This window comes from Zestomonas insulae, assembly GCF_016901015.1.
Classification (GTDB): domain Bacteria; phylum Pseudomonadota; class Gammaproteobacteria; order Pseudomonadales; family Pseudomonadaceae; genus Aquipseudomonas; species Aquipseudomonas insulae.
This window is the reverse complement of the sequence record NZ_JAFEUP010000006.1, coordinates 179119-198812: the sequence shown is the minus strand read 5'-3', so window position 1 is coordinate 198812 and position 19694 is coordinate 179119. Positions and strand designations below refer to the sequence as shown.

Here is a 19694-nt window from a genome sequence, read left to right as displayed (position 1 = left end):
CAGGATGGTCGCTCCCCGGCCGAATGCCACCGCCTGCCCCAACTTGAGGCAAAGTTGTCCGCGCGATCAGAAATCCAGCCCTGCTTTGGACGGGCGTACCGCCCGCCGGGCGCTGTGGAGAACCGCCCGTCCCCGGCATCTCCATAAAAAAACAACGGGTTATGCGCTTCGGCTAGAATCCCGCGCGCTTCGCAAAGGTCTTGGCTTCGTTCTTGCTAACAAGGGGAAAGCCTGACCAAGCAGACAGGTTTGAAACTAAAAGAACGATACCCATTAGGAGCCAACACTTGATGAACCGTGCACTCAAATCCCTCGCGCTGGCAGGCAGCCTGCTGATCGGCGGCCAGGCCTCGGCCGGCGACGCGCTGCTGTGGCAGGACAACAGCCTGAGCTTCCTGTGGGGCAAAGACTTCCAGGTCAACCCGCCGACCCAGCAGACCTGGACCTTCGAGCACGCCAGCGGCTGGACCTGGGGCGACCTGTTCATCTTCGTCGACCAGATCAACTACCAGGGCGAACACGACTTCCTCGCCGGCAGCGACACCTACTACGGCGAAATCTCGCCGCGCCTGTCGTTCGGCAAGGTGTTCGACCAGAAGCTGGAATTCGGCCCGATCAAGGACGTGCTGCTCGCCGCCACCTACGAGCGTGGCGAGAACGACACCCAGAACTACCTGCTCGGCCCAGGCTTCGACCTGGCCATCCCGGGCTTCGACTACTTCCAGCTGAACTTCTACTACCGCAAGCCGGACGGCATCAGCGGCCAGCCGAAGGGCCAGTGGCAGGTCACCCCGGTGTGGTCCTACACCGTTCCGGTCGGCAACTCCGATCTGGTGATCGACGGCTTCATCGACTACGTGTGGAACAACAAGGACGGCAGCGGCAACGAGTCCGACCTGCACGCCAACCTGCACGTCAACCCGCAGATCAAGTACGACCTGGGCAAGGCCATGGGCTGGAATGCGGTGAAGAAGTTCTACGTCGGCGTCGAATACGACTACTGGTCGGACAAGTACGCCATCGAAGACAGCCAAGCGTTCCGCACCGATCAGAGCGCACTGAGCTTCCTGGCCAAAGTGCACTTCTAAGCGGCCATCCGGCAGCCACAAAAAGCCCCGCCTCGGCGGGGCTTTTTGTTGCCCGACGAAACGCCAAAGGGCCGTTCGACCACTCCAGCACTCGCCAACTACACAATGGGCAGTGCGGACTGCCGGGCCCAACGCCAGCACCGGCTGGCGGGTGACAGCTCCGGCGCATGGTGTGGCGGGTAGATCGGCGGGCACAAAAAAGGGCGACCGTAGTCGCCCTTTTTATCGATCGCCAGCTGAATCAGGCGGCCTGGGCGACGCCCGGCTCCAGGCTCGACTGGCGATGGGCGACGAACTGCGGCAGCAGCGAGCCGATCAGCATGCCAGCCAGGCTGAACAGCAGACCGGCCAGTTGCGGCGGCCAGAACGCGGCGTCGTTCAGGGTGTACTCCAGGTAGACCCAGGACACCAGGCCGAAGGCGATGGCCAGCAGTGCGCCCTGGGTGGTGGCGCGCTTCCAGAACAGCCCGGCGAACAGCGGCACCACGGCGGCAACCAGCGTCACCTTGTAGGCGTTGCCGACCATCTCGTAGATGCTCGCGTCGGAGTACAGGGCGAACAGGCAAGTGGCGATGGCGCAGGCGACGATGGTCAGGCGCATGGCGAACAGGAACTGCTTGTCGTCCATGTGCGGACGGAAGCGCTTGAGCACGTTCTCGGTGAAGGTCACCGACGGCGCCAGAAGGGTGCCCGAGGCCGTCGACATGATCGCCGAGAGCAGCGCGCCGAAGAACATGATCTGGGCGAACAGCGGAGTGCGTTCCATGATCAGGTGCGGCAGGATCATCTGCGAATCCTCGGCCAGCCAGTGCTTGACCATTTCCGGGTCGATCATCGAGGCGGCGTAGGTGAGGAAGATCGGCAGCATGCAGAAGCTCAGGTAGAACGCGGCGCCGGCCATCGAGGCGCGCGCGGCGATGTTCTCGGTCTTCGCCGACATCACCCGGGCATACACGTCCTGCTGCGGGATCGAGCCGAGCATCATGGTCACCGCGGCGCCGATGAAGGCGACGATGTCCTTCGGCTCGAAGCTGTGCATGAAGCTGAACTTGCCCTCCTGAGCCGCGTGAGCGATCACCACGTCGGCGCCGCCGGCCATGCCGCCGATCAGCCAGGTCAGGTAGATCAGGCCGCCGACGATGATCAGCATCTGGAAGAAGTCGGTCAGCGCCACCGACCACATGCCGCCGAACAGGGTGTAGAGCAGCACGATGGCGGTGCCGATCAGCATGCCCTGGGTGGTGCTGATGGCGCCGTCGGAGAGCACGTTGAACACCACGCCGAGGGCGGTCAGCTGCGCGGCGATCCAGCCCAGGTAGGACAGGATGATCACTAGGCTGATGATCAGCTCGACGTTGGGGCCGAAGCGCTTCTTGAAGTAGTCGCCGATGGTCAGCAGGTTCATGCGGTACAGCGGGCGGGCGATGATCAGGCCGACCAGCATCAGGCAGCCGAACGAGCCGAACGGGTCTTCGATGATGCCGGCGAAGCCCTCCTCGATGAAGGTTGCGGGAATGCCCAGCACCGCCTCGGAGCCGAACCAGGTGGCGAACACCATGGCGGCGACGATGGGGAAGCCCATGCTGCGGCCACCCGCGGCGAAGTCACGGGAGTTCTTGACGCGGGTAGAAGCGTAGAAACCGATACCCACCGTGACCATCAGATAGGCCGCAACAAACCAGATAAGCATTCGTTCTGTTCCCAGTGCACGCCCGCCGGCGGCCCCTGCCCTGGCTGATGCCACGGCCGCCGCGAAGGGCAGAATTTGTTGTTGTTGGCTGCAAAGCACCTGCCGGATCGTGGGCGCGCCCGAAGGCTCCCTCGCGCTGTCGCGATCCGCTTCTCAGCTGGTCGGGCAGTCTGCCAAATGCGTCAAATATGTCAAACGGTTGTAAAGGGAAATAATCATAAAAAAGGCGAACGGCGCCTAACACGCCTTGTTACATCCAGGCAAGGCCATGAAATCAGGCACTTTTCAGCCAAGATCAAAAAATCGCCAGTTGGTTATTTTTTACATTGCGAGGGGAGCTGCGTTTTACATCATGCACACCGTCACGAGACCGTCATTTGTCGGTCATCGGCGTGTCATCGGCATGCGGCATTTTCCGCCCCAACTCATACCCTGGAGGGGGAATCCCATGCACTACGTCAAACTGCTGTCCGTGTCCCTGCTGGTCGCCAGCCTCGCCGCCTGCAGCAGCACCGCGCCGAGCGCGCCGGTGGCCGCCGCCAAGCCGGCACCGACCCTGAACAACGAAGACTGGTATCAGGTGCGCACCGAGACCCAGCTGTTCGTCTTCGACGACTACCAGGTGTTCCGCGACTTCGTCGCCTCCGGCAAGGCGCCGGTGATCAAGGACACCGAGCTGAAGGACGCCAAGTCCGGCCTGCCGATCTCCGTCGCCCTGCGCGCCGAGGACCAGGCCAAGCCGCTGGCGCAGACCGCCGCCTACCAGTTCCTGACCATCAGCCTGACCCCGGCCGAGAAGTTCTACGGCGAGATTCGCCAGGACGGGCGCATCTACGTGTTCAGCCGCTACGGCGACATGGTCGACATGAACAAGCTCGGCGAGCCGACCTTCAGCTACAACGACATCGGCGGCGGCCCACAGGGCGAGCGCGTGGTCTACGTGCTGGCCAAGGAAGAGCCGCGTCCGGACGCACAGATCGCCGGTTTCAAGAAGAAGTACCACTAAGCCGCACCCTACCCGCGCCCCACGCCGACCCGGTGTGAGGCCCCGGTAGGCAGCGCCGCCAACAGCTGCCAGCATGAGCAGAGCCACCCGCCGGAGGGCCTGCCATGCCCCACCTCGCCTCGCTCACCGCGCAACGCCTGCAGGCCCTGCACAGGGACGGCTTCACGCTGCTGCCCGGCGTGCTGGATCACCACCAGATCGGCGAACTTCGCCAGGCAATCGATGCCCTTACTCCCAGTCACTGGGACTACCAGGGGCTCCTCGATCACTACAAATGCGTGTTCAACCGCGACCCGCTGTGGCTGCCCTACCTCGACCTGCCCGGGGTCATCGAGCTGGCCGAAGCGGCGCTCGGCAGCGACTGCCACGTCATCGGCCAGACCGCCTGGCGCTGCCACCCCGGCTTCGTCGGCGCCGAACTGCACCAGGACTACCAGGCCATCGCCCTGCCGGAACAGCTGCTCGAGGACCCGCGCTTCGAGCTGCCGATGCAGATCTGCACCGCACACCTGTACCTCGACGACATCGACGCCGAGCTCTGCCCGACCCTGGTGATTGCCGGCAGCCACCGCGCCGGCCGCCCACCGCGGCCCGGCGAGAAGCGCTGGCGCGGCCGGCAAGCCGAGCCGGTGCTGTGCCGCGCCGGCGACGTACTGCTGTTTCGCAGCGAGCTGTGGCATGCCGGCAGCCGCAATCGCAGCACCGCGCGTAGCCGCTACCTGATGCAGGTGCATTACGGGCGGCGCATGGTCGCGCAGAAGTTCTCGCCCTACCTGGCGTTCCAGTTCAATCCCGCCGTGCTGGCCGCCTGCACGCCGCGCCAGCGCCGCCTGCTCGGCGACCACACCGAAGCCGAGTACGACTGAGCGGCACCGCGGCGGGCGCGGCGCGGTCCACTATGCTGACTGAACGCCTCCAGGGAAGCCCGCCATGTCCAGCCTGCGTCACCTGTTGCTCTGCTGCCTGCTGCTGCTCGGCCTCAGCGCCTGCGCCAGCTTCACCGAACGCGATCCGCTGCGCATCGACCTCGCCGGCCTTGAGCCGTTGCCCGGCCAGGGCATGGAGATGCGCTTCCTGCTCAAGCTGCGCGTGCAGAACCCCAACGACGAGGTGATCAGCTACAACGGCGTGGCCCTCGACCTGACCGTCAATGGCCAGCCGCTGGCCAGCGGGGTCAGCGACCAGCGCGGCGAGGTGCCGCGCTTCGGCGAAAGCCTGATCGAGGTGCCGCTGACCATCTCGGCGTTTTCCGCGTTCCGCCAGGCCTGGGGCCTCAGCTCGCGGCCGCCGCTGGAGGGTCTACCCTATGTGCTCAGCGGCAAACTCGGTGGCGGCCTATGGGGCACCCGGCGCTTCAATGACAGTGGCACCCTCAACCTGCCGGCCCCGCTGAGCCAGCCGCGCACCTGAAGCACCCGCATTCCCGGCCGCCGGCACGTCGCCCGCGCGGCCTTCCACCCCCGCACAGAGAGAACGCCATGAAGCTCTACTACTCCCCCGGCGCCTGCTCGTTGTCGCCGCACATCGTCCTCAGCGAACTGGGCCTGCCGCATGACCTGGTCAAGGTCGACCTCAAGGCCCACCAGACTGCCGACGGCGCCGACTTCTACGGCATCAACCCGAAGGGCTACGTGCCGGCCCTGCAACTGGACAACGGCCAGGTGCTCACCGAGGGGCCGGCCATCGTGCAGTACCTCGCCGACCAGAAACCCGACGCTGGACTGCTGCCCGCCGCCGGCACCCTGGAGCGCGCCCGCGTGCAGGAGTGGCTGAACTTCATCGGCACCGAGCTGCACAAGGGCTTCTCGCCGCTGTTCCGCCCGGACACCCCGGAGGAGGTGAAGATCGCTGCACGCACGCAGCTCGGCAAACGCTTCGGCTATGTCGACAAGGCGCTGACCGGCAAGGACTACCTGACCGGCGACCAGTTCAGCGTGGCCGACGCCTACCTGTACACCATCGCCAACTGGACCTTCCCGATGAGCATCGACCTCAGCCCCTATGCCAACGTCGGCGCCTTCCACAAACGCGTCAGCGCACGCCCGGCGGTGCAGGCGGCAATGAAGGCCGAAGGCCTGCTCAAGGGCTAGTCCCACGCAGAGGCCGGCGTCGTCGCCGGCCTCTGCCACGCCATTCGGCGCTAAATCCCTATACAATGCGCGGCTTTCCGTTTTCCCAGATCGAGACCTGCCATGAGCACCCTGCCGCCCTGCCCGAAATGCAACTCCGAGTACACCTACGAAGACGGCAGCCAGCTGGTCTGCCCGGAATGCGCCCATGAGTGGTCGGCCAACGCCAGCGAGGCAGGCGGCGACGAAGCCAAGGTGATCAAGGACGCGGTCGGCAACCTGCTGCAGGACGGCGACACCGTCAGCGTGATCAAGGACCTCAAGGTCAAGGGCTCGTCGCTGGTGGTCAAGGTCGGCACCAAGGTGAAGAACATCCGCCTGGTCGACGGCGACCACGACATCGACTGCAAGATCGACGGCATCGGCGCGATGAAGCTGAAGTCGGAGTTCGTGAAGAAGGTCTGAGTCGCGCAGCCACAAAAAAGCCCGGCCTAGGCCGGGCTTTTTCATATGCGCCTACCTCGCTTACGCGGCGTGGTGCAGGTCGTGCGGGGTGGTCTTGTTGCGCACCTGCTGACGGCAGGCGTCGCCGAAGGCCTGGAAGATCTTGATCGAGTCAGGATTCTTCGCCGCCTGCCACTCCGGGTGCCACTGCACGGCGAACAGGAACGGCGACAGGCTCGGCGCATGGATCGCCTCGACCAGCCCGTCCTCGGCATGCGCCAGTGCCTCGATGCCCTTGCCGAGGGTTTTCAGGCCCTGGCCATGCAGCGAGTTGACGCGGATTTCGTCGCTCTGCAGCAGCTTGTGCAGCCAGCTGTTCGGCACCAGACGCACGCCGTGTACGGCGCTGTACTGCACGTCGACCGGATCGTCGGAGTTCTCGCGGTGGTCGTTGAAGCCCGGCTCGGCATAGAGCTTCTGGTACATATCGCCGCCGAGCGCCACGTTGATTTCCTGCAGGCCACGGCAGATGCCGAAGATCGGCAGGCCACGGGCCAGCGCCGCCTTGATCAGCGGCAGGTCGAACAGGTCGCGGTTGCGGTCCTGCGCCTTGCCGGGGGTCTGGTTGTCCTGGCCATACAGCGACGGGTCGATGTTGCTGCCGGCACCGGTCAGGTACACGCCGTCGGCCATATCCAGGTACTGCTCGAGGTCTTCGGTGCCACAGCAGGTCGGCACCAGCACCGGGACGCAGCCAGCGTGCTCGACCAGCGGCACGATGTACTTGTGGGTCATCACCTGATAGTCATGGCCCTTGCGTTCTTGAACGCCCATGGACATGAGGACGACGGGTTTGCGGGGGGAGGATTTCTTATTGCCAATGTTGCTGTTGGACATATGTCACCTTGGGACAGGCGCGGCCTGTCATTGTTGTGCAGGCGCGCGGCTCGGGCCGGCTACCTGAGGCTTCGAGCACTGCCGCGAGTCATCGGCCAAACAGCCTGCTCACGGTCGAAACCTACCCACCAGCCTGCCAGAGCCGTTAAATATGTCAAACGAATTCGCCGCTAACCGTTTTAAATAACGACCGAATTTGTTAGCCGAATTCGCTATAAACCTTTGATGCAAAAGCTTTTATTTGAGAGTCGCCACACGGCGGAAAGTCCATTATTTTGGACACCCGCACGCATCGCTTGAACACCCCCGCTTTCATCTGACAACCGCCCAACGGTCGGCCATCCCGGCCCGGCGTGACTATCTTTGTCGATCTACCGGCGTGCGCGGCGCAGGCAATCCGGCTCGATGGCGACACGGGGAACACAGCCGCTGACCCCACCGACGGCAACCGCGGAGGCAGACCATGACCACTCGCGACCTGAGCAGCATCAGCGCCACCGTCCACGAATACTTCGAGGGCATGTACCACGGCGACACCACCCGCCTGCGCCACGCGTTTCACCCGCAGGCCTACCTGTTCGGTTATTTCCACGGCGCGCTGTGCCACGACTCGCTGGAAAACTGGATGGAGGAAGTCGACGGCACGCCGGTGCCGGCCAAGCACGGCGAACCGTTCGACATGCGCATCGTCAGCGTCGACGTGACCCCGCCGGTGGCCGTCGCCAAGGTCGACGTGCTGTACCTCGGCCTGCGCTTCACCGACTACCTGTCGCTGCTGCAGATCGACGACCGCTGGCAGATCGTCAACAAGATCTACCGCCACGCCTGAACCGCCCGCCCCTCGCCCTCCCCGAACGCCGTGCGGGGAGCGCGCCGCCCTGCGCGCCCCGCCCGTAACGATTGTTGGAACAAACCGCCGACCCCATCGCTCCACCGTATGCCGCCAGCGCAGATGCCGCGCGGTGCCGGCCCAGGTCAGCGGGTCTCCCATCAGTCGAAGGAGAGGTGCTCATGATCAACCCCAACGAGTCGACCCTGGTCACCGAGACCTGGGTCAGCCAAACCGCCCCGCCGGACGGTGAGCGCGCGGCCAGCGCGGTGTCCTGGGGCGCGGTGATCGCCGGTGCGGTGGCCGCCGCGTCGTTGTCGCTGGTCCTGCTGATTCTCGGCACCGGCCTCGGGCTGTCCTCGGTCTCGCCGTGGAGCCACGCCGGGGTCAGCGCCGGCACGCTCGGCATGTCGACCATCGTCTGGATCACCCTCACCCAACTGCTCGCCGCCGGCGCCGGCGGCTACCTGGCCGGGCGCCTGCGCACCCGCTGGGTCGCGGTGCACGGTGACGAGGTGTACTTCCGCGACACCGCCCACGGTTTCCTCGCCTGGGGTCTGGCCACCCTGCTGACCGCCACCCTGCTCGCCTCGGCGGTCGGCGCCGTGCTCAGTGCCGGCGCCCAGGCAGGTGGCGCCATCGCCGGCGGGACGGGCACCGCGGCGCTTGCCGCCGGTGGTGGAGTCGCCGCCAGCGCCGCCGGCAAGCAGACGGATGACGCGCAGGGCAGCGGCCAGCCGCTCGCCTACTTCGTCGACTCGCTGTTCCGCCGCACCCCGGAAGCACCGCCACTGGCCCCGCCGATGTCGCCGATCCCGCCGGCCAGTACTCCGGAGCAGGCCGATGCGCGCACCCTCACCGAGGTCACCCGCATCTACGCCAACAGCCTTGGCAGCGGCACGTTGCCGCCGGAGGACGTGAAGTACCTCGGCCAGCTGGTGGCGCAGCGCACCGGGCTGTCGCAGCAGGACGCCGAGAAGCGCGTCGCCGACAACTACCTGGCCCTGCAGACCAAGCTGCAGCAAGCCGAAACCGCCGCCCGCGACGCCGCCGACAAGGCCCGCAAGGCCAGCGCCTACACCGCGTTGTGGCTGGTGGTCTCGCTGCTGGTCGGCGCCTTCATCGCCAGCTTCGCCGCCACCCTCGGCGGTCGCCAGCGCGATGCCTAACCCAGGAGAAACCCCATGCGCTCACTTCTGCTGTTCTTCCTCGGCGTGCCCATCCCGATCATCATCCTGATCGCTCTGTTCACCTGACCTTGCCACCGCCACGCCCGAGCCGCTCCCCGCGGTTCGGGCGTGGTCGCAGCGGCGCTGGCGCGCGCTCCCCACCCGCAGTAAGGTCGGGACATCCCCACGCAAGGACGAACCATGGCCAGCAAGCCGCAACCCGCCCGCCAGCAGAAGCACCTCGCGGTGCTGATCGACGCCGACAACGCCCCCGCCGCCATCGTCGAAGGGCTGTTCGAGGAAATCGCCAAGTACGGCATCGCCAGCGTCAAACGCATCTACGGCGACTGGACCCAGCCCAACCTCGGCGGCTGGAAGAAGGTGCTGCTCGACCACTCGATTCAGCCGATGCAGCAGTTCGCCTACACCAAGGGCAAGAACGCCACGGACAGCTCGCTGATCATCGACGCCATGGACCTGCTCTACACCCGGCGTTTCGACGGCTTCTGCCTGGTCTCCAGCGACAGCGACTTCACCCGCCTGGCCGTGCGCCTGCGCGAGGAAGGCCTGACCGTGTACGGCTTCGGCGAGCAGAAGACGCCCAAGCCGTTCGTTTCCGCCTGCGACAAGTTCGTCTACACGGAAATCCTCCGCGCCGACGCGGTCGAGCCGGCCGCCGAAGCGAGCAGCGCGCCAGCCGCAGCCGGCAGCAGCGACGCCAAAGCCAGCGACAAGCCGGCGGCGGAACCGGTGAAGGCGCAGAAGGTGCCGCTCGACTTCATCGCCAAGGTGCTCGACGACATCGCCGACGACGAAGACGACTGGGTGCAGCTCGGCGCAGTCGGCTCGACCATCGGCAAGCTGCGCCCGGAATTCGACCCGCGCCTGTACGGTTTCAAGAAGCTCAGCGACCTGATCAAGGCCCACCCCAAGCGCTTCGAACTGGAACCGCGCGGCAGCAACACCACCGGCGGCAAGGACCTCTACGTGCGTAACCGCAAGGCGCGCAAGTAGCCGTCCTGCGATTCGCGCGACGAGAACACCAGCAATACGTGTCCGATCGGCGTCGACCTGCGTCCATTCACCGATGCGACGGCGAATGCCGCCTGCACTGGACCGTAAACCCGACGCCTTGCATTACACTCGGGTACCCTTTCGCGACACCGCCGGTGGCGTCTGCGTGGCCTGGCCGCCAGACACCACGGGCGCACTCCCAGACGAGGTAGACAAGTTGATCATCCATCCCAAAGTCCGCGGCTTCATCTGCACCACCACGCATCCGCAGGGTTGCGAGCTCAACGTCCGTGACCAGATCGAAGCGACCCGCGCCCGCGGCGTGCGCACCGACGGACCGAAGAAGGTCCTGGTGATCGGCGCCTCCAGCGGCTACGGCCTGGCCGCGCGGATCACCGCCGCATTCGGCTTCGGTGCCGACACCCTCGGCGTGTTCTTCGAGAAGCCGGGCACCGAGACCAAGCCGGGCACCGCCGGCTACTACAATGCCGCCGCGTTCGACAAATTCGCCAAACAAGCGGGCCTGTACAGCCGCTCGATCAACGGCGACGCCTTCTCCGACGAAGCCCGCGCCCAGGCCATCGAGCTGATCAAGAACGAAATGGGCGGCCAGGTCGACCTGGTGGTCTATTCGCTGGCCTCGCCGGTGCGCAAGCTGCCGAGCACCGGTGAAGTGAAGCGTTCGGCGCTCAAGCCGATCGGCGAGCCGTACACCTCCACCGCCATCGACACCAACAAGGACACCATCATCCAGGCGTCGATCGAGCCGGCCAGCGAGCAGGAAGTCGAAGACACCGTCACCGTGATGGGCGGCCAGGACTGGGAACTGTGGATCGACGCCCTGGAGCAAGCCGGCGTGCTGGCCCCAGCCGCGCGCACCGTGGCGTTCAGCTACATCGGCACCGCCATCACCTGGCCGATCTACTGGCACGGCGCCCTCGGCCAGGCCAAGGTCGACCTCGACAACACCGCCCAGCGTCTCGATGCGCGCCTGAAAAAACTCAATGGCGGCGGCGCCAACGTGGCGGTGCTGAAATCGGTGGTCACCCAGGCCAGCGCGGCCATTCCGGTGATGCCGCTGTACCTGTCCATGGTCTTCAAGATCATGAAGGACAAGGGCCTGCACGAAGGCACCATCGAGCAGCTCAACCGCCTGTTCCGCGACGCCCTGTACCGCGAAGACGGGCAGCCGGCTGTCACCGACGAAGAGCAGCGCCTGCGCTTCGACGACTGGGAACTGCGCGATGAAGTCCAGGACGCCTGCAAGGCCCTGTGGCCGCAAGTGACCACCGAGAACCTGTTCCAGCTCACCGACTACGCCGGCTACAAGCACGAGTTCCTCAAGCTGTTCGGCTTCGAGCGCAAGGACGTCGACTACGACGCAGACGTCTCGCCGGCGGTGCAGTTCGACGTGATCGAGCTGCAAGGCTGATCCCAGCCGCGCCACTGCTCCACGAAAAAGGCCAGTCTCGCGACTGGCCTTTTTTTATGCGGGCGGAGCGTGGCGCAGCACTGGCTGGCACCCCACGCGGCGATCAGCCGACCACCGGCGCGCCAGCCTCTGGCGGCCCGGGTACAGAGGGGTAAGCTAGGCCTGTCACCCCCTGCCGGAGTGCCGCGATGAACGCCAAGACCTGCCTGCTGCTCCTGCTCGCCGGGATGTCCGGCGCGCCCACCGTCGTTGTCGCCAACGACACCGTGCTCCTGCCACTGACCGCCAGCCGCGCCAACGCCGGCGAAATCGCCCAGGCCAGCCTCAGCGCCTACGGCCAGCAGACCAGCCTGGTGATCACCGTAGGCGGCGTACCCGCCACCGTCAGCCAGCCGGTGCACCTGTACACCTACCTGTATCCCGGCAGCTGCGCACAACCCGGCGCCAAACCGGCCTTCGCCCTCAACGAGGTGGTGCTACCCCGCCAACAAACACGCCTCGGCCCCTGGATTCTCTCCAAGCAGATTCCTCTGCCACTCAACGAACTGCGCGCCCGCAACTACGCTCTGGTGCTGCGCACCGCCCCAGCCGACGGCAACCAGACCATCTTCTGCGGCGTGCTGGGCTGAGTAGAGGACAGCCGTAGGGTGGAAAACCGCGAAGCGTTTTCCACCAGATGGCGCTCCGCAGGATGGCCAGCATGGAAGGAGTTGGTGGACGTAAAAAGCGACATCCACCCTACTCGCTCCCGGCACGCAGGATTTTCCAGGAGCATCGCTGATGCATTACGCTCTGAACTCATCGCCAGGAAGGGAACCCACGGCATGCGTAAACCTACTCACCACCTGTTAATCCTCTTGCTAGTTACCATCACTAGCCTCGGCGCCCAGGCCAGTACCCTGCGCTGTGGTTCAAAGCTCGTCAGCGAGGGTGATCTCAGCGCTGATGTACTGCGTAAGTGTGGTGAGCCCGACGAGCACCAAGTTATCCCACCCAGTGTTCGGCCGACGGTGAACTCACCCGGACAGGCGGTCACAGTGGAGAACTGGATCTATGGCCCGAGCGGTGGCGCATACCGTTATTTGCGCTTCCTCGATGGACGTCTAACGGAAATCCGCATCCAGCGCGATTAAGTCAGTATCCGGCACGATACGTAGGATGGGTCGAGCGCAGCGATACCCCTCACCCCCTGCAAAAGCAAAAAGGCCAGTCTCCCGACTGGCCTTTTTATTTCCCGCTTTAACTTTCTACATCAACCATTACTCGGGAACGCAAACTGCGCCGCCTCGTGCGTGGCGCGTTGCGGCCAGCGTTGGGTGATGGCCTTGCGGCGGGTGTAGAAGCGTACGCCGTCCGGGCCGTAGGCGTGCAGGTCGCCGAACAGTGAGCGTTTCCAGCCGCCGAAGCTGTGGTAGGCGACCGGTACCGGCAGCGGTACGTTAATGCCGACCATGCCGACTTCGATTTCGTCGCAGAACAGCCGCGCCGCTTCGCCGTCGCGGGTGAACAAGCAGGTGCCGTTGCCGTATTCGTGATCGTTGATCAGCTGCATGGCGGCTTCCAGGCTGTTGACGCGCACCACGCAGAGCACCGGGCCGAAGATTTCTTCTTGGTAGATGCGCATGTCCGGGGTGACCTTGTCGAACAGCGTGCCGCCGACGAAGAAGCCGTCCTCGTGCCCGGCGACGCGCAGGTTGCGACCGTCGACCACCAGTTCGGCGCCGGCCTTGAGGCCGTCGTCGATGTAGCCGACCACGCGGTCGCGCGCCGCGGCGGTGACCAGCGGGCCCATGTCGAGGCCGCAACTGGTGCCGGCGCCGACTTTCAGCGCCTGGATCTGCGGCACCAGCTTGGCGATCAGCGCATCGGCGACCTGGTCACCGACTGCCACCACCACCGAGATGGCCATGCAACGCTCGCCGCAGGAACCGTAGGCGGCGCCCATCAGCGCGCTGACCGCGTTGTCGAGGTCGGCGTCGCCGAGCACCACGGCGTGGTTCTTGGCGCCGCCCAGGGCCTGCACGCGCTTACCGCGCTTGGCGCCTTCGCTGTAGATGTATTCGGCGATCGGTGTGGAGCCGACGAAGCTGATGGCCTTGACCGCTGGCGCCTCGATCAACGCGTCGACCGCGCCCTTGTCGCCGTGCACCACGTTGAGCACGCCCTTGGGCAGGCCGGCTTCGTGGAACAGCTCGGCGATCAGCAGGGTCGAGCTGGGGTCGCGCTCCGAAGGCTTGAGGATGAAGCAGTTGCCGCAGGCGATGGCCAGCGGGTACATCCACAGCGGCACCATGGCCGGGAAGTTGAACGGGGTGATGCCGGCGACCACGCCGAGCGGCTGTTGGTCGCTCCAGGCGTCGATGTTCGGGCCGACGTTGCGGCTGTATTCGCCCTTCAGCACTTCCGGGGCGCCACAGGCGTATTCGATGTTCTCGATGCCACGCTGCAGTTCGCCGGCGGCGTCTTCGACGGTCTTGCCGTGCTCCTCGCTGATCAGCTGGCAGATGCGGTCCTTGTTCTGCTCGAGCAGCTGCTTGAAGCGGTACAGCACCTGGGCGCGCTTGGCCGGCGGGGTGTTGCGCCAGGCCGGGAAGGCGGCCTTGGCGGCGTCGATGGCGAGTTGCACGGTGGCGTCATCGGCCAGCGGCACCTGGCGGATCGCCTCACCGGTGGACGGGTTGTAGACGGCGGCGCTGCGGCCTTGGCCGGTGACGTGTTCGCCGTTGATCAGGTGCGGGATGTGGCTCATGGGGTGGTCCTTATTCTCGATTCGCGGTTGGCCGCGGAGGCGATCCGCCGGCTCTGTCCCTCACCCCGGCCCTCTCCCGAGGGGAGAGGGGGAACGGCGGCGCGGGCGGTGTAGTCGTCCCCTCTCCCGCCAGCGGCAGAGGGGAGGTAGTGCATCAGGCGACCTGGTTGATCGCTTCGCCGACCGCGTCGAACAGGCGATCCAGTTCGGCCGGTTTGGCGTTGAAGGTTGGCCCAAACTGCAGGCAGTCGCCGCCGAAGCGCACGTAGAAGCCGGCCTTCCACAGCGCCATGCCGATCTCGAACGGCCGCACGATGGCGTCGCCGTCGCGCGGGGCGAGCTGGATGGCGCCGGCCAGGCCGCAGTTGCGGATGTCGACCACGTGCTTGCTGCCGCGCAGGCCATGAATCGCCTGCTCGAAGTGCGGCGCCAGTTCGGCGGATTGCTGGATCAGGTTTTCCTTGGCCAGCAGGTCCAGCGCGGCGATACCGGCGGCGCAGGCGACCGGGTGCGCCGAGTAGGTGTAGCCGTGGGTGAATTCCACCGCGTACTCGGGCGTGGCCTGGTTCATGAAGGTGCGGTAGATCTCGCTGGAGGCGATCACCGCGCCGAGCGGAATGGCGCCGTTGGTGACCTGCTTGGCGACGTTCATGATGTCCGGGGTGACGCCGAAGTACTCGGCGCCGGTGGCCTTGCCCATGCGGCCGAAGGCGGTGATCACTTCGTCGAAGATCAGCAGGATGTTGTTGGCGTCGCAGATTTCGCGCAGGCGCTGCAGGTAGCCCTGCGGCGGCACGATGACGCCGGCGGAGCCGGCCATCGGCTCGACGATCACCGCGGCGATGTTCGACGCGTCATGCAGTTCGATCAGCTTGAGCAGCTCGTTGGCCAGCTCCACGCCGCCGGTCTCGGCCTGGCCCTTGGTGAATGCCAGGTGCGACTGCAGGGTGTGCGGCAGGTGGTCGACGTCCATCAGCTGGCCGAACATCTTGCGGTTGCCGCCGATGCCGCCCAGCGCGGTGCCGGCGATGTTCACCCCGTGGTAGCCACGCGCACGGCCGATCAGCTTGGTCTTCGCCGGCTGGCCTTTCAGGCGCCAGTAGGCGCGCGCCATCTTCACCGCGGTGTCGGCGCACTCGGAGCCGGAGCCGGTGAAGAACACATGGTTGAGGTCGCCCGGCAGCAGGTCGGCGATCTTCTCGGCGAGCTGGAAGGACAGCGGGTGGCCGTACTGGAAGCCCGGCGAGTAGTCGAGGGTGCCGAGTTGCTTGGCCACCGCTTCCTGGATTTCCTTGCGCGAATGGCCGGCGCCGCAGGTCCACAGGCCGGACAGGCTGTCGTAGAGCTTCCGCCCGTGCTCATCGACCAGCCAGCTGCCTTCGGCGGCCACGATGATCCGTGGGTCGCGCTGGAAGTTGCGGTTGGCGGTGAACGGCATCCAGTGCGCATCCAGCTTGAGCTGGCTGGCGATGGACGGGGTGGCGGTTTGCGGCATGTTCATGTCGGGCCTCGCGGGCTGATGTTGTTCTTTTTGTAGGAGCGAATTCATTCGCGATCTGCTGGATCGGTCATCGCGAATGAATTCGCTCCTACAGCTGTTGCTACCGACGATGCCACGGGCCTAAAGTCAGGAAAATCCAGATTTTCCAATCTTTAGGTTAGAGCCAACTAAACAATGAGTACGCATCGGCAGGACCCGCTCGCCCAGGTCAGCGACTTCGATATCCGCCTGCTGCGCCTGTTCCGCAGCGTGGTCGAGTGTGGCGGCTTCTCCGCCGCGGAAAGCGCGCTGGGCATCGGCCGCTCGGCGATCAGCCAGCAGATGAGCGACCTCGAGCAACGCCTCGGCCTGCGCCTTTGCCAGCGCGGCCGCGCCGGCTTCGCGCTGACCGAGGAAGGCCGCGAGGTCTACCACTCGTCGCTGCAGCTGCTCGGCGCACTGGAGAGCTTCCGCACCGAGGTCAACGGCCTGCACCGCCACCTGCGCGGCGAGCTGAACATCGGCCTCACCGACAACCTGGTGACGATCGCCCACATGCGCATCACCAACGCCCTGTCGCGCCTCAAGGAGCGCGGCCCGGACGTACGCATCAACATCCGCATGACGCCGCCCAGCGAAGTCGAACAAGGCGTGCTCGACGGGCGCATCCACGTCGGGGTGGTGCCGCAGAGCGGCGCGCTGTCCGGCCTTGAATACCAGCCGCTGTATGACGAGCGCTCGCTGCTGTACTGCGCGGTCGGCCATCCGCTGTTCTATGCCGACGATGCGCAGCTGGATGACCAGCGCCTGAACAGCCAGGACGCCATCGCGCCGACCTTCCGCCTGCCCGGCGAGGTGCAGGCGCACTACCAGGCACTGCATTGCACGGCCAGCGCCTCGGACCGCGAAGGCATGGCCTTCCTGATCCTCACCGGGCGCTACATCGGCTACCTGCCCGACCACTATGCGGCGTTCTGGGTGCAGCAGGGCCGCCTGCGCGCACTGAAGCCGGCCAGCCGCTTCTACGACCTCAGCCTGGCCTCGGTGACCCGCAAGGGCCGCCGTCCGCATCTGGTGCTGGAGAGTTTTCTCGAGGCGCTGGCGGCAACCGCGTAGAGCGGTGAGCTGAGCCAGAGAGGCCCGATCTACGACAGGCACCACACTGTAGGAGCGAATGTATTCGCGATGGCGCTTTCTTCGCGGCCGGTGATCGCGAATGAATTCGCTCCTACAACAGCACCTCTCGCGCAGGTTGCACCGTAGGGCGAGACACAACTCGCAACGCCCTGCGCAGACCATGAGGTGCTAAGGGTCTATCCTCGAACGGTGCCCCTGCGGGGCGCTTATCCGCTCACTTGTGCGCCACGGAGGCCCTCCATGCCCAGCCGTCGTCACTTTCTCCTGAGCGGCGCAAGTCTCGCTGTCTGCGCCACCCTCCTGCCCTGGCTGCCCCGCGACGCCTGGGCCGCCACCGAATCGCTGCTGCAGCGCAAGATTCCCAGCAGCGGCGAAAACCTGCCGGTGATCGGCCTGGGCACCTCGCGGGTGTTCAACGTCAACACCGACAGCAGCGACATGGCGGCGCTGCAGGAAGTCATCAGTGCCTTCTTCGCCGGCGGCGCCCGACTGATCGACACCGCGCCGAGCTATGGCGCCGCCGAACAGGTCACCGGCGTGCTGCTCGACCGGGCCGGCGAGAGCAAGGCGTTCCTCGCCACCAAGCTGTCGTCTACCGGCCGCGAGCGCGGTCTGGAGCAGTTCAAGCTCAGCCAAGAAGCGCTCAAGCGCGACAAGATCGACCTGGTGCAGGTGCACAACCTGCAGGACACCGCGACCCAGCTGGCGCTGCTGCGCGAGCTCAAGCAGGACGGTCTGGTGCGCTACATCGGCATCACCCACTACGTCGAATCGGCGCACGACGACCTGATCGCCACCCTCGAGCGCGAGAAGGACATCGACTTCGTGCAGTTCAACTACTCGGTCGGCGAGCGTGGCGCGGAACAGCGCCTGCTGCCGTACTGCGCCGACCACGGCCTGGCGACCCTGATCAACCGGCCGTTCCAGCGCGCCGCGCTGCTCAGCAAGGTCAAGGACCAGCCGCTGCCGGACTGGGCCAGCGAGCTCAAGGCCGGCTCCTGGGCGCAGCTGCTGCTGAAGTTCATCCTCGCCCAACCGGCGGTGACCGTGGCCATCCCCGCCACCTCCAACCCGCGCTACATGGTCGACAACCTCGCCGCCGGCCGCGACCCGCTGCCGGACGCGGCGCTGCGCGCGAAGATCGTGGCGGCGTTTGCCTAGGCACCGGGGTGTAGGCGCGAATTCATTCGCGATAGCGGGCAGCTCGACGTTGCTACGAATCTCGAATGAATTCGCTCCTACAGGTTCTGCCAGGCGGGCACCGGCATGTCGATGAGCCAACGCCTCAGCGTTGCGATCAACGCCCGAGCGGGCGAGCTGGCCGCCGCGCTGGCCGGCTTCGCGCTGTTCTTCTGCCTGTTCGCCGGCTACTTCATGCTGCGGCCGATCCGCGAGGCGATGGGCATTCTCGGTGGCGTCGACAACCTGCAGTGGCTGTTCAGCGCCACCTTCGTGGTCATGCTGCTCGCCGTGCCGCTGTTCGCCTGGCTCAACTCGAAGGTCGCGCGGCGCCGCTACATCGACTGGGTGTACGGCTTCTTCGCCGCCAACCTGCTGCTGTTCGCCCTGTGGTTCCAGGCCGGCGAGTCGGTGTGGGGTGGGCGGGTGTTCTACGTGTGGATCTCGGTCTACAACCTGTTCGTCATCTCGGTGGCCTGGAGCCTGATGGCCGACGTGTTCGACCCGACCCAGGCGCGCCGCCTGTTCGCCTTCATCGCCGCCGGCGCCAGCTGCGGCGGGCTGGCCGGCCCGGCGCTCGGCGCGCTGCTGATCGACGCGCTCGGGCAAAGCGGCCTGACCCTGCTGGCAGCCGCCCTGCTGCTCGCCACGTTGCCGCTCAAGCAGTTGCTGATGCACTGGCGCGCGGAACATGGCGCCGGCCGTCCCGGTGCGCCGCCCAGCGAAGACCCGCGCCGACCGGTGAGCGGCAACCCGTTCAGCGGCATTGGCCGGGTGTGCAGCTCGCCCTACCTGCTGGGCATCAGCGCCTTCGTGATCCTGCTCGCCACGGTGACCACCTTCCTCTATTTCGAGCAGGCCCGCCTGGTCGCCGAGCGTTTCCCCGAGCGCGCCGCGCAGATTCGTGTGTTCAGCCTGATCGACTTCAGCGTGCAGGCGCTGTCGCTGCTCGCCCAGCTGTTCATCGCCGGGCGCCTGGCCGAACGCTACGGCCCGCGCCTGCTGCTCGCCGGCGTGCCGCTGCTGGTCGCCCTGGGCTTCCTCGGTCTGGCACTGGCGCCGACCTTCGCGGTGCTCGCCACGCTGATGATTGTGCGCCGGGTCGGCGAATACGCCTTTATCCGTCCCGGCCGGGAAATGCTCTTCGCCCCGCTGGATGCGCAGAGCAAATACAAGGCGAAGAACTTCATCGACACCGTGGTCTACCGCGCCGGTGACGCGGTCAGCGCCTGGGCCAAGACCCTGCTCGACGCGCTCGGCCACGGCGTGCTGCTGGTCGCCCTGGTCGGCGCGGTGCTGGCGGCACTGTGGGGTGCGCTGGGTTGGTATCTGGGCGGACGCACCGTCGCGATCCCGGGCGACGCAACGCCAGGCGAAAACGAGCCTGAGCGCCTCTGAATTGCGCCTGCCGGCGGTGCATAGCGGCGCAAAATTGCCCCAGATGGGTGCCTGCTGAAAAAACCTGACCGTTACGCTGGCTTTACCCTTGTCGGAACCTCGGCCGTGGGGTA

General features: G+C 66.0%; 19 protein-coding genes. 15 read left to right on the top strand and 4 right to left on the bottom strand.

The window, feature by feature from the left end; translation table 11 throughout:
- Positions 1-290: 290 nt before the first annotated feature.
- On the top strand, positions 291-1088 hold the full coding sequence (locus JQX08_RS19475; RefSeq protein ID WP_205350079.1) for an outer membrane protein OmpK: 798 nt from the start codon (positions 291-293) through the stop codon (positions 1086-1088).
- A gap of 241 nt (positions 1089-1329) precedes the next feature.
- Here JQX08_RS19475 and JQX08_RS19470 read toward each other — a convergent pair whose 3' ends face one another.
- Positions 1330-2778, bottom strand: a complete 1449-nt coding sequence (locus tag JQX08_RS19470; RefSeq protein WP_205350078.1) for a high affinity choline transporter 1 — start codon at positions 2776-2778, stop codon at positions 1330-1332.
- Between the two features lie 448 nt (positions 2779-3226).
- On the opposite strand from JQX08_RS19470, the gene JQX08_RS19465 reads away from it, so the two are divergent.
- The 5 genes from JQX08_RS19465 to JQX08_RS19445 all read left to right on the top strand — a co-directional run bounded on the left by JQX08_RS19465 (position 3227) and on the right by JQX08_RS19445 (position 6318).
- Positions 3227-3784, top strand: a complete 558-nt coding sequence (locus JQX08_RS19465) for a hypothetical protein (protein WP_205350077.1) — start codon at positions 3227-3229, stop codon at positions 3782-3784.
- Between the two features lie 104 nt (positions 3785-3888).
- Entirely contained in the window at positions 3889-4650 is a 762-nt protein-coding gene (locus JQX08_RS19460; protein WP_205350076.1) for a phytanoyl-CoA dioxygenase family protein, read from the top strand.
- Positions 4651-4714: 64 nt separating this feature from the next.
- The gene (locus JQX08_RS19455; RefSeq protein WP_205350075.1) at positions 4715-5194 is read left to right on the top strand and encodes an LEA/WHy family protein; all 480 of its coding nucleotides are present in this window, start codon (positions 4715-4717) and stop codon (positions 5192-5194) included.
- 68 nt (positions 5195-5262) lie between these two features.
- Positions 5263-5874: a glutathione transferase GstA gene (gene gstA / locus JQX08_RS19450; protein WP_205350074.1), complete on the top strand. Its 612-nt coding sequence runs from the start codon at positions 5263-5265 to the stop codon at positions 5872-5874.
- Between the two features lie 102 nt (positions 5875-5976).
- Entirely contained in the window at positions 5977-6318 is a 342-nt protein-coding gene (locus JQX08_RS19445; RefSeq protein WP_205350073.1) for a zinc ribbon domain-containing protein YjdM, read from the top strand.
- A gap of 60 nt (positions 6319-6378) precedes the next feature.
- On the opposite strand, the gene JQX08_RS19440 is transcribed toward JQX08_RS19445, so the two are convergent.
- Positions 6379-7194 (bottom strand): gamma-glutamyl-gamma-aminobutyrate hydrolase family protein, encoded by an 816-nt coding sequence (locus JQX08_RS19440; RefSeq protein ID WP_205350072.1) that lies wholly within the window; start codon positions 7192-7194, stop codon positions 6379-6381.
- Between the two features lie 463 nt (positions 7195-7657).
- Between JQX08_RS19440 and JQX08_RS19435 the strand changes: the two genes are divergently transcribed.
- The 6 genes from JQX08_RS19435 (at position 7658) to JQX08_RS19410 (ending at position 12771) form a co-directional block, all read left to right on the top strand.
- Positions 7658-8023 (top strand): nuclear transport factor 2 family protein, encoded by a 366-nt coding sequence (locus tag JQX08_RS19435; protein WP_205350071.1) that lies wholly within the window; start codon positions 7658-7660, stop codon positions 8021-8023.
- Positions 8024-8205: 182 nt separating this feature from the next.
- Positions 8206-9192: a hypothetical protein gene (locus JQX08_RS19430; RefSeq protein ID WP_239482268.1), complete on the top strand. Its 987-nt coding sequence runs from the start codon at positions 8206-8208 to the stop codon at positions 9190-9192.
- Positions 9193-9393: 201 nt separating this feature from the next.
- Complete coding sequence (locus JQX08_RS19425; RefSeq protein WP_205350070.1) at positions 9394-10206, top strand: NYN domain-containing protein; 813 nt, start codon at positions 9394-9396, stop codon at positions 10204-10206.
- A gap of 217 nt (positions 10207-10423) precedes the next feature.
- A complete protein-coding gene (fabV, locus tag JQX08_RS19420; RefSeq protein WP_239482267.1) occupies positions 10424-11638 on the top strand; it encodes an enoyl-ACP reductase FabV in 1215 nt (404 codons plus the stop codon).
- Between the two features lie 188 nt (positions 11639-11826).
- Positions 11827-12267 carry a hypothetical protein gene (locus JQX08_RS19415; protein WP_205350068.1) on the top strand — a complete coding sequence of 147 codons (441 nt, stop codon included), beginning with the start codon at positions 11827-11829 and terminating at the stop codon, positions 12265-12267.
- Between the two features lie 195 nt (positions 12268-12462).
- Positions 12463-12771 (top strand): DUF2845 domain-containing protein, encoded by a 309-nt coding sequence (locus tag JQX08_RS19410; protein ID WP_205350067.1) that lies wholly within the window; start codon positions 12463-12465, stop codon positions 12769-12771.
- A 119-nt stretch (positions 12772-12890) separates the two neighbouring features.
- On the opposite strand, the gene JQX08_RS19405 is transcribed toward JQX08_RS19410, so the two are convergent.
- Positions 12891-14387 (bottom strand): CoA-acylating methylmalonate-semialdehyde dehydrogenase, encoded by a 1497-nt coding sequence (locus JQX08_RS19405; RefSeq protein ID WP_205350066.1) that lies wholly within the window; start codon positions 14385-14387, stop codon positions 12891-12893.
- Positions 14388-14541: 154 nt separating this feature from the next.
- Positions 14542-15888 carry an omega-aminotransferase AptA gene (aptA, locus tag JQX08_RS19400; RefSeq protein WP_205350065.1) on the bottom strand — a complete coding sequence of 449 codons (1347 nt, stop codon included), beginning with the start codon at positions 15886-15888 and terminating at the stop codon, positions 14542-14544.
- Between the two features lie 174 nt (positions 15889-16062).
- On the opposite strand from aptA, the gene JQX08_RS19395 reads away from it, so the two are divergent.
- From JQX08_RS19395 to JQX08_RS19385, 3 genes are all read left to right on the top strand, one after another.
- Positions 16063-16983 (top strand): LysR family transcriptional regulator, encoded by a 921-nt coding sequence (locus JQX08_RS19395; protein WP_205350064.1) that lies wholly within the window; start codon positions 16063-16065, stop codon positions 16981-16983.
- Positions 16984-17244: 261 nt separating this feature from the next.
- Entirely contained in the window at positions 17245-18165 is a 921-nt protein-coding gene (locus tag JQX08_RS19390) for an aldo/keto reductase (protein WP_205350063.1), read from the top strand.
- 111 nt (positions 18166-18276) lie between these two features.
- The gene (locus tag JQX08_RS19385) at positions 18277-19581 is read left to right on the top strand and encodes an NTP/NDP exchange transporter (RefSeq protein WP_430472557.1); all 1305 of its coding nucleotides are present in this window, start codon (positions 18277-18279) and stop codon (positions 19579-19581) included.
- The last annotated feature ends 113 nt before the right edge of the window (positions 19582-19694 follow it).

What these genes read in the sequence shown, in the direction of transcription:
- JQX08_RS19475 (WP_205350079.1), top strand. Translation starts at nt 291, where the DNA reads ATGAACCGTGCACTCAAATCCCTCGCGCTGGCAGGCAGCCTGCTGATC.
- JQX08_RS19470 (WP_205350078.1), bottom strand. Translation starts at nt 2,778, where the DNA reads ATGCTTATCTGGTTTGTTGCGGCCTATCTGATGGTCACGGTGGGTATC.
- JQX08_RS19465 (WP_205350077.1), top strand. Translation starts at nt 3,227, where the DNA reads ATGCACTACGTCAAACTGCTGTCCGTGTCCCTGCTGGTCGCCAGCCTC.
- JQX08_RS19460 (WP_205350076.1), top strand. Translation starts at nt 3,889, where the DNA reads ATGCCCCACCTCGCCTCGCTCACCGCGCAACGCCTGCAGGCCCTGCAC.
- JQX08_RS19455 (WP_205350075.1), top strand. Translation starts at nt 4,715, where the DNA reads ATGTCCAGCCTGCGTCACCTGTTGCTCTGCTGCCTGCTGCTGCTCGGC.
- gstA (WP_205350074.1), top strand. Translation starts at nt 5,263, where the DNA reads ATGAAGCTCTACTACTCCCCCGGCGCCTGCTCGTTGTCGCCGCACATC.
- JQX08_RS19445 (WP_205350073.1), top strand. Translation starts at nt 5,977, where the DNA reads ATGAGCACCCTGCCGCCCTGCCCGAAATGCAACTCCGAGTACACCTAC.
- JQX08_RS19440 (WP_205350072.1), bottom strand. Translation starts at nt 7,194, where the DNA reads ATGTCCAACAGCAACATTGGCAATAAGAAATCCTCCCCCCGCAAACCC.
- JQX08_RS19435 (WP_205350071.1), top strand. Translation starts at nt 7,658, where the DNA reads ATGACCACTCGCGACCTGAGCAGCATCAGCGCCACCGTCCACGAATAC.
- JQX08_RS19430 (WP_239482268.1), top strand. Translation starts at nt 8,206, where the DNA reads ATGATCAACCCCAACGAGTCGACCCTGGTCACCGAGACCTGGGTCAGC.
- JQX08_RS19425 (WP_205350070.1), top strand. Translation starts at nt 9,394, where the DNA reads ATGGCCAGCAAGCCGCAACCCGCCCGCCAGCAGAAGCACCTCGCGGTG.
- JQX08_RS19415 (WP_205350068.1), top strand. Translation starts at nt 11,827, where the DNA reads ATGAACGCCAAGACCTGCCTGCTGCTCCTGCTCGCCGGGATGTCCGGC.
- JQX08_RS19410 (WP_205350067.1), top strand. Translation starts at nt 12,463, where the DNA reads ATGCGTAAACCTACTCACCACCTGTTAATCCTCTTGCTAGTTACCATC.
- JQX08_RS19405 (WP_205350066.1), bottom strand. Translation starts at nt 14,387, where the DNA reads ATGAGCCACATCCCGCACCTGATCAACGGCGAACACGTCACCGGCCAA.
- aptA (WP_205350065.1), bottom strand. Translation starts at nt 15,888, where the DNA reads ATGAACATGCCGCAAACCGCCACCCCGTCCATCGCCAGCCAGCTCAAG.
- JQX08_RS19395 (WP_205350064.1), top strand. Translation starts at nt 16,063, where the DNA reads ATGAGTACGCATCGGCAGGACCCGCTCGCCCAGGTCAGCGACTTCGAT.
- JQX08_RS19390 (WP_205350063.1), top strand. Translation starts at nt 17,245, where the DNA reads ATGCCCAGCCGTCGTCACTTTCTCCTGAGCGGCGCAAGTCTCGCTGTC.
- JQX08_RS19385 (WP_430472557.1), top strand. Translation starts at nt 18,277, where the DNA reads ATGAGCCAACGCCTCAGCGTTGCGATCAACGCCCGAGCGGGCGAGCTG.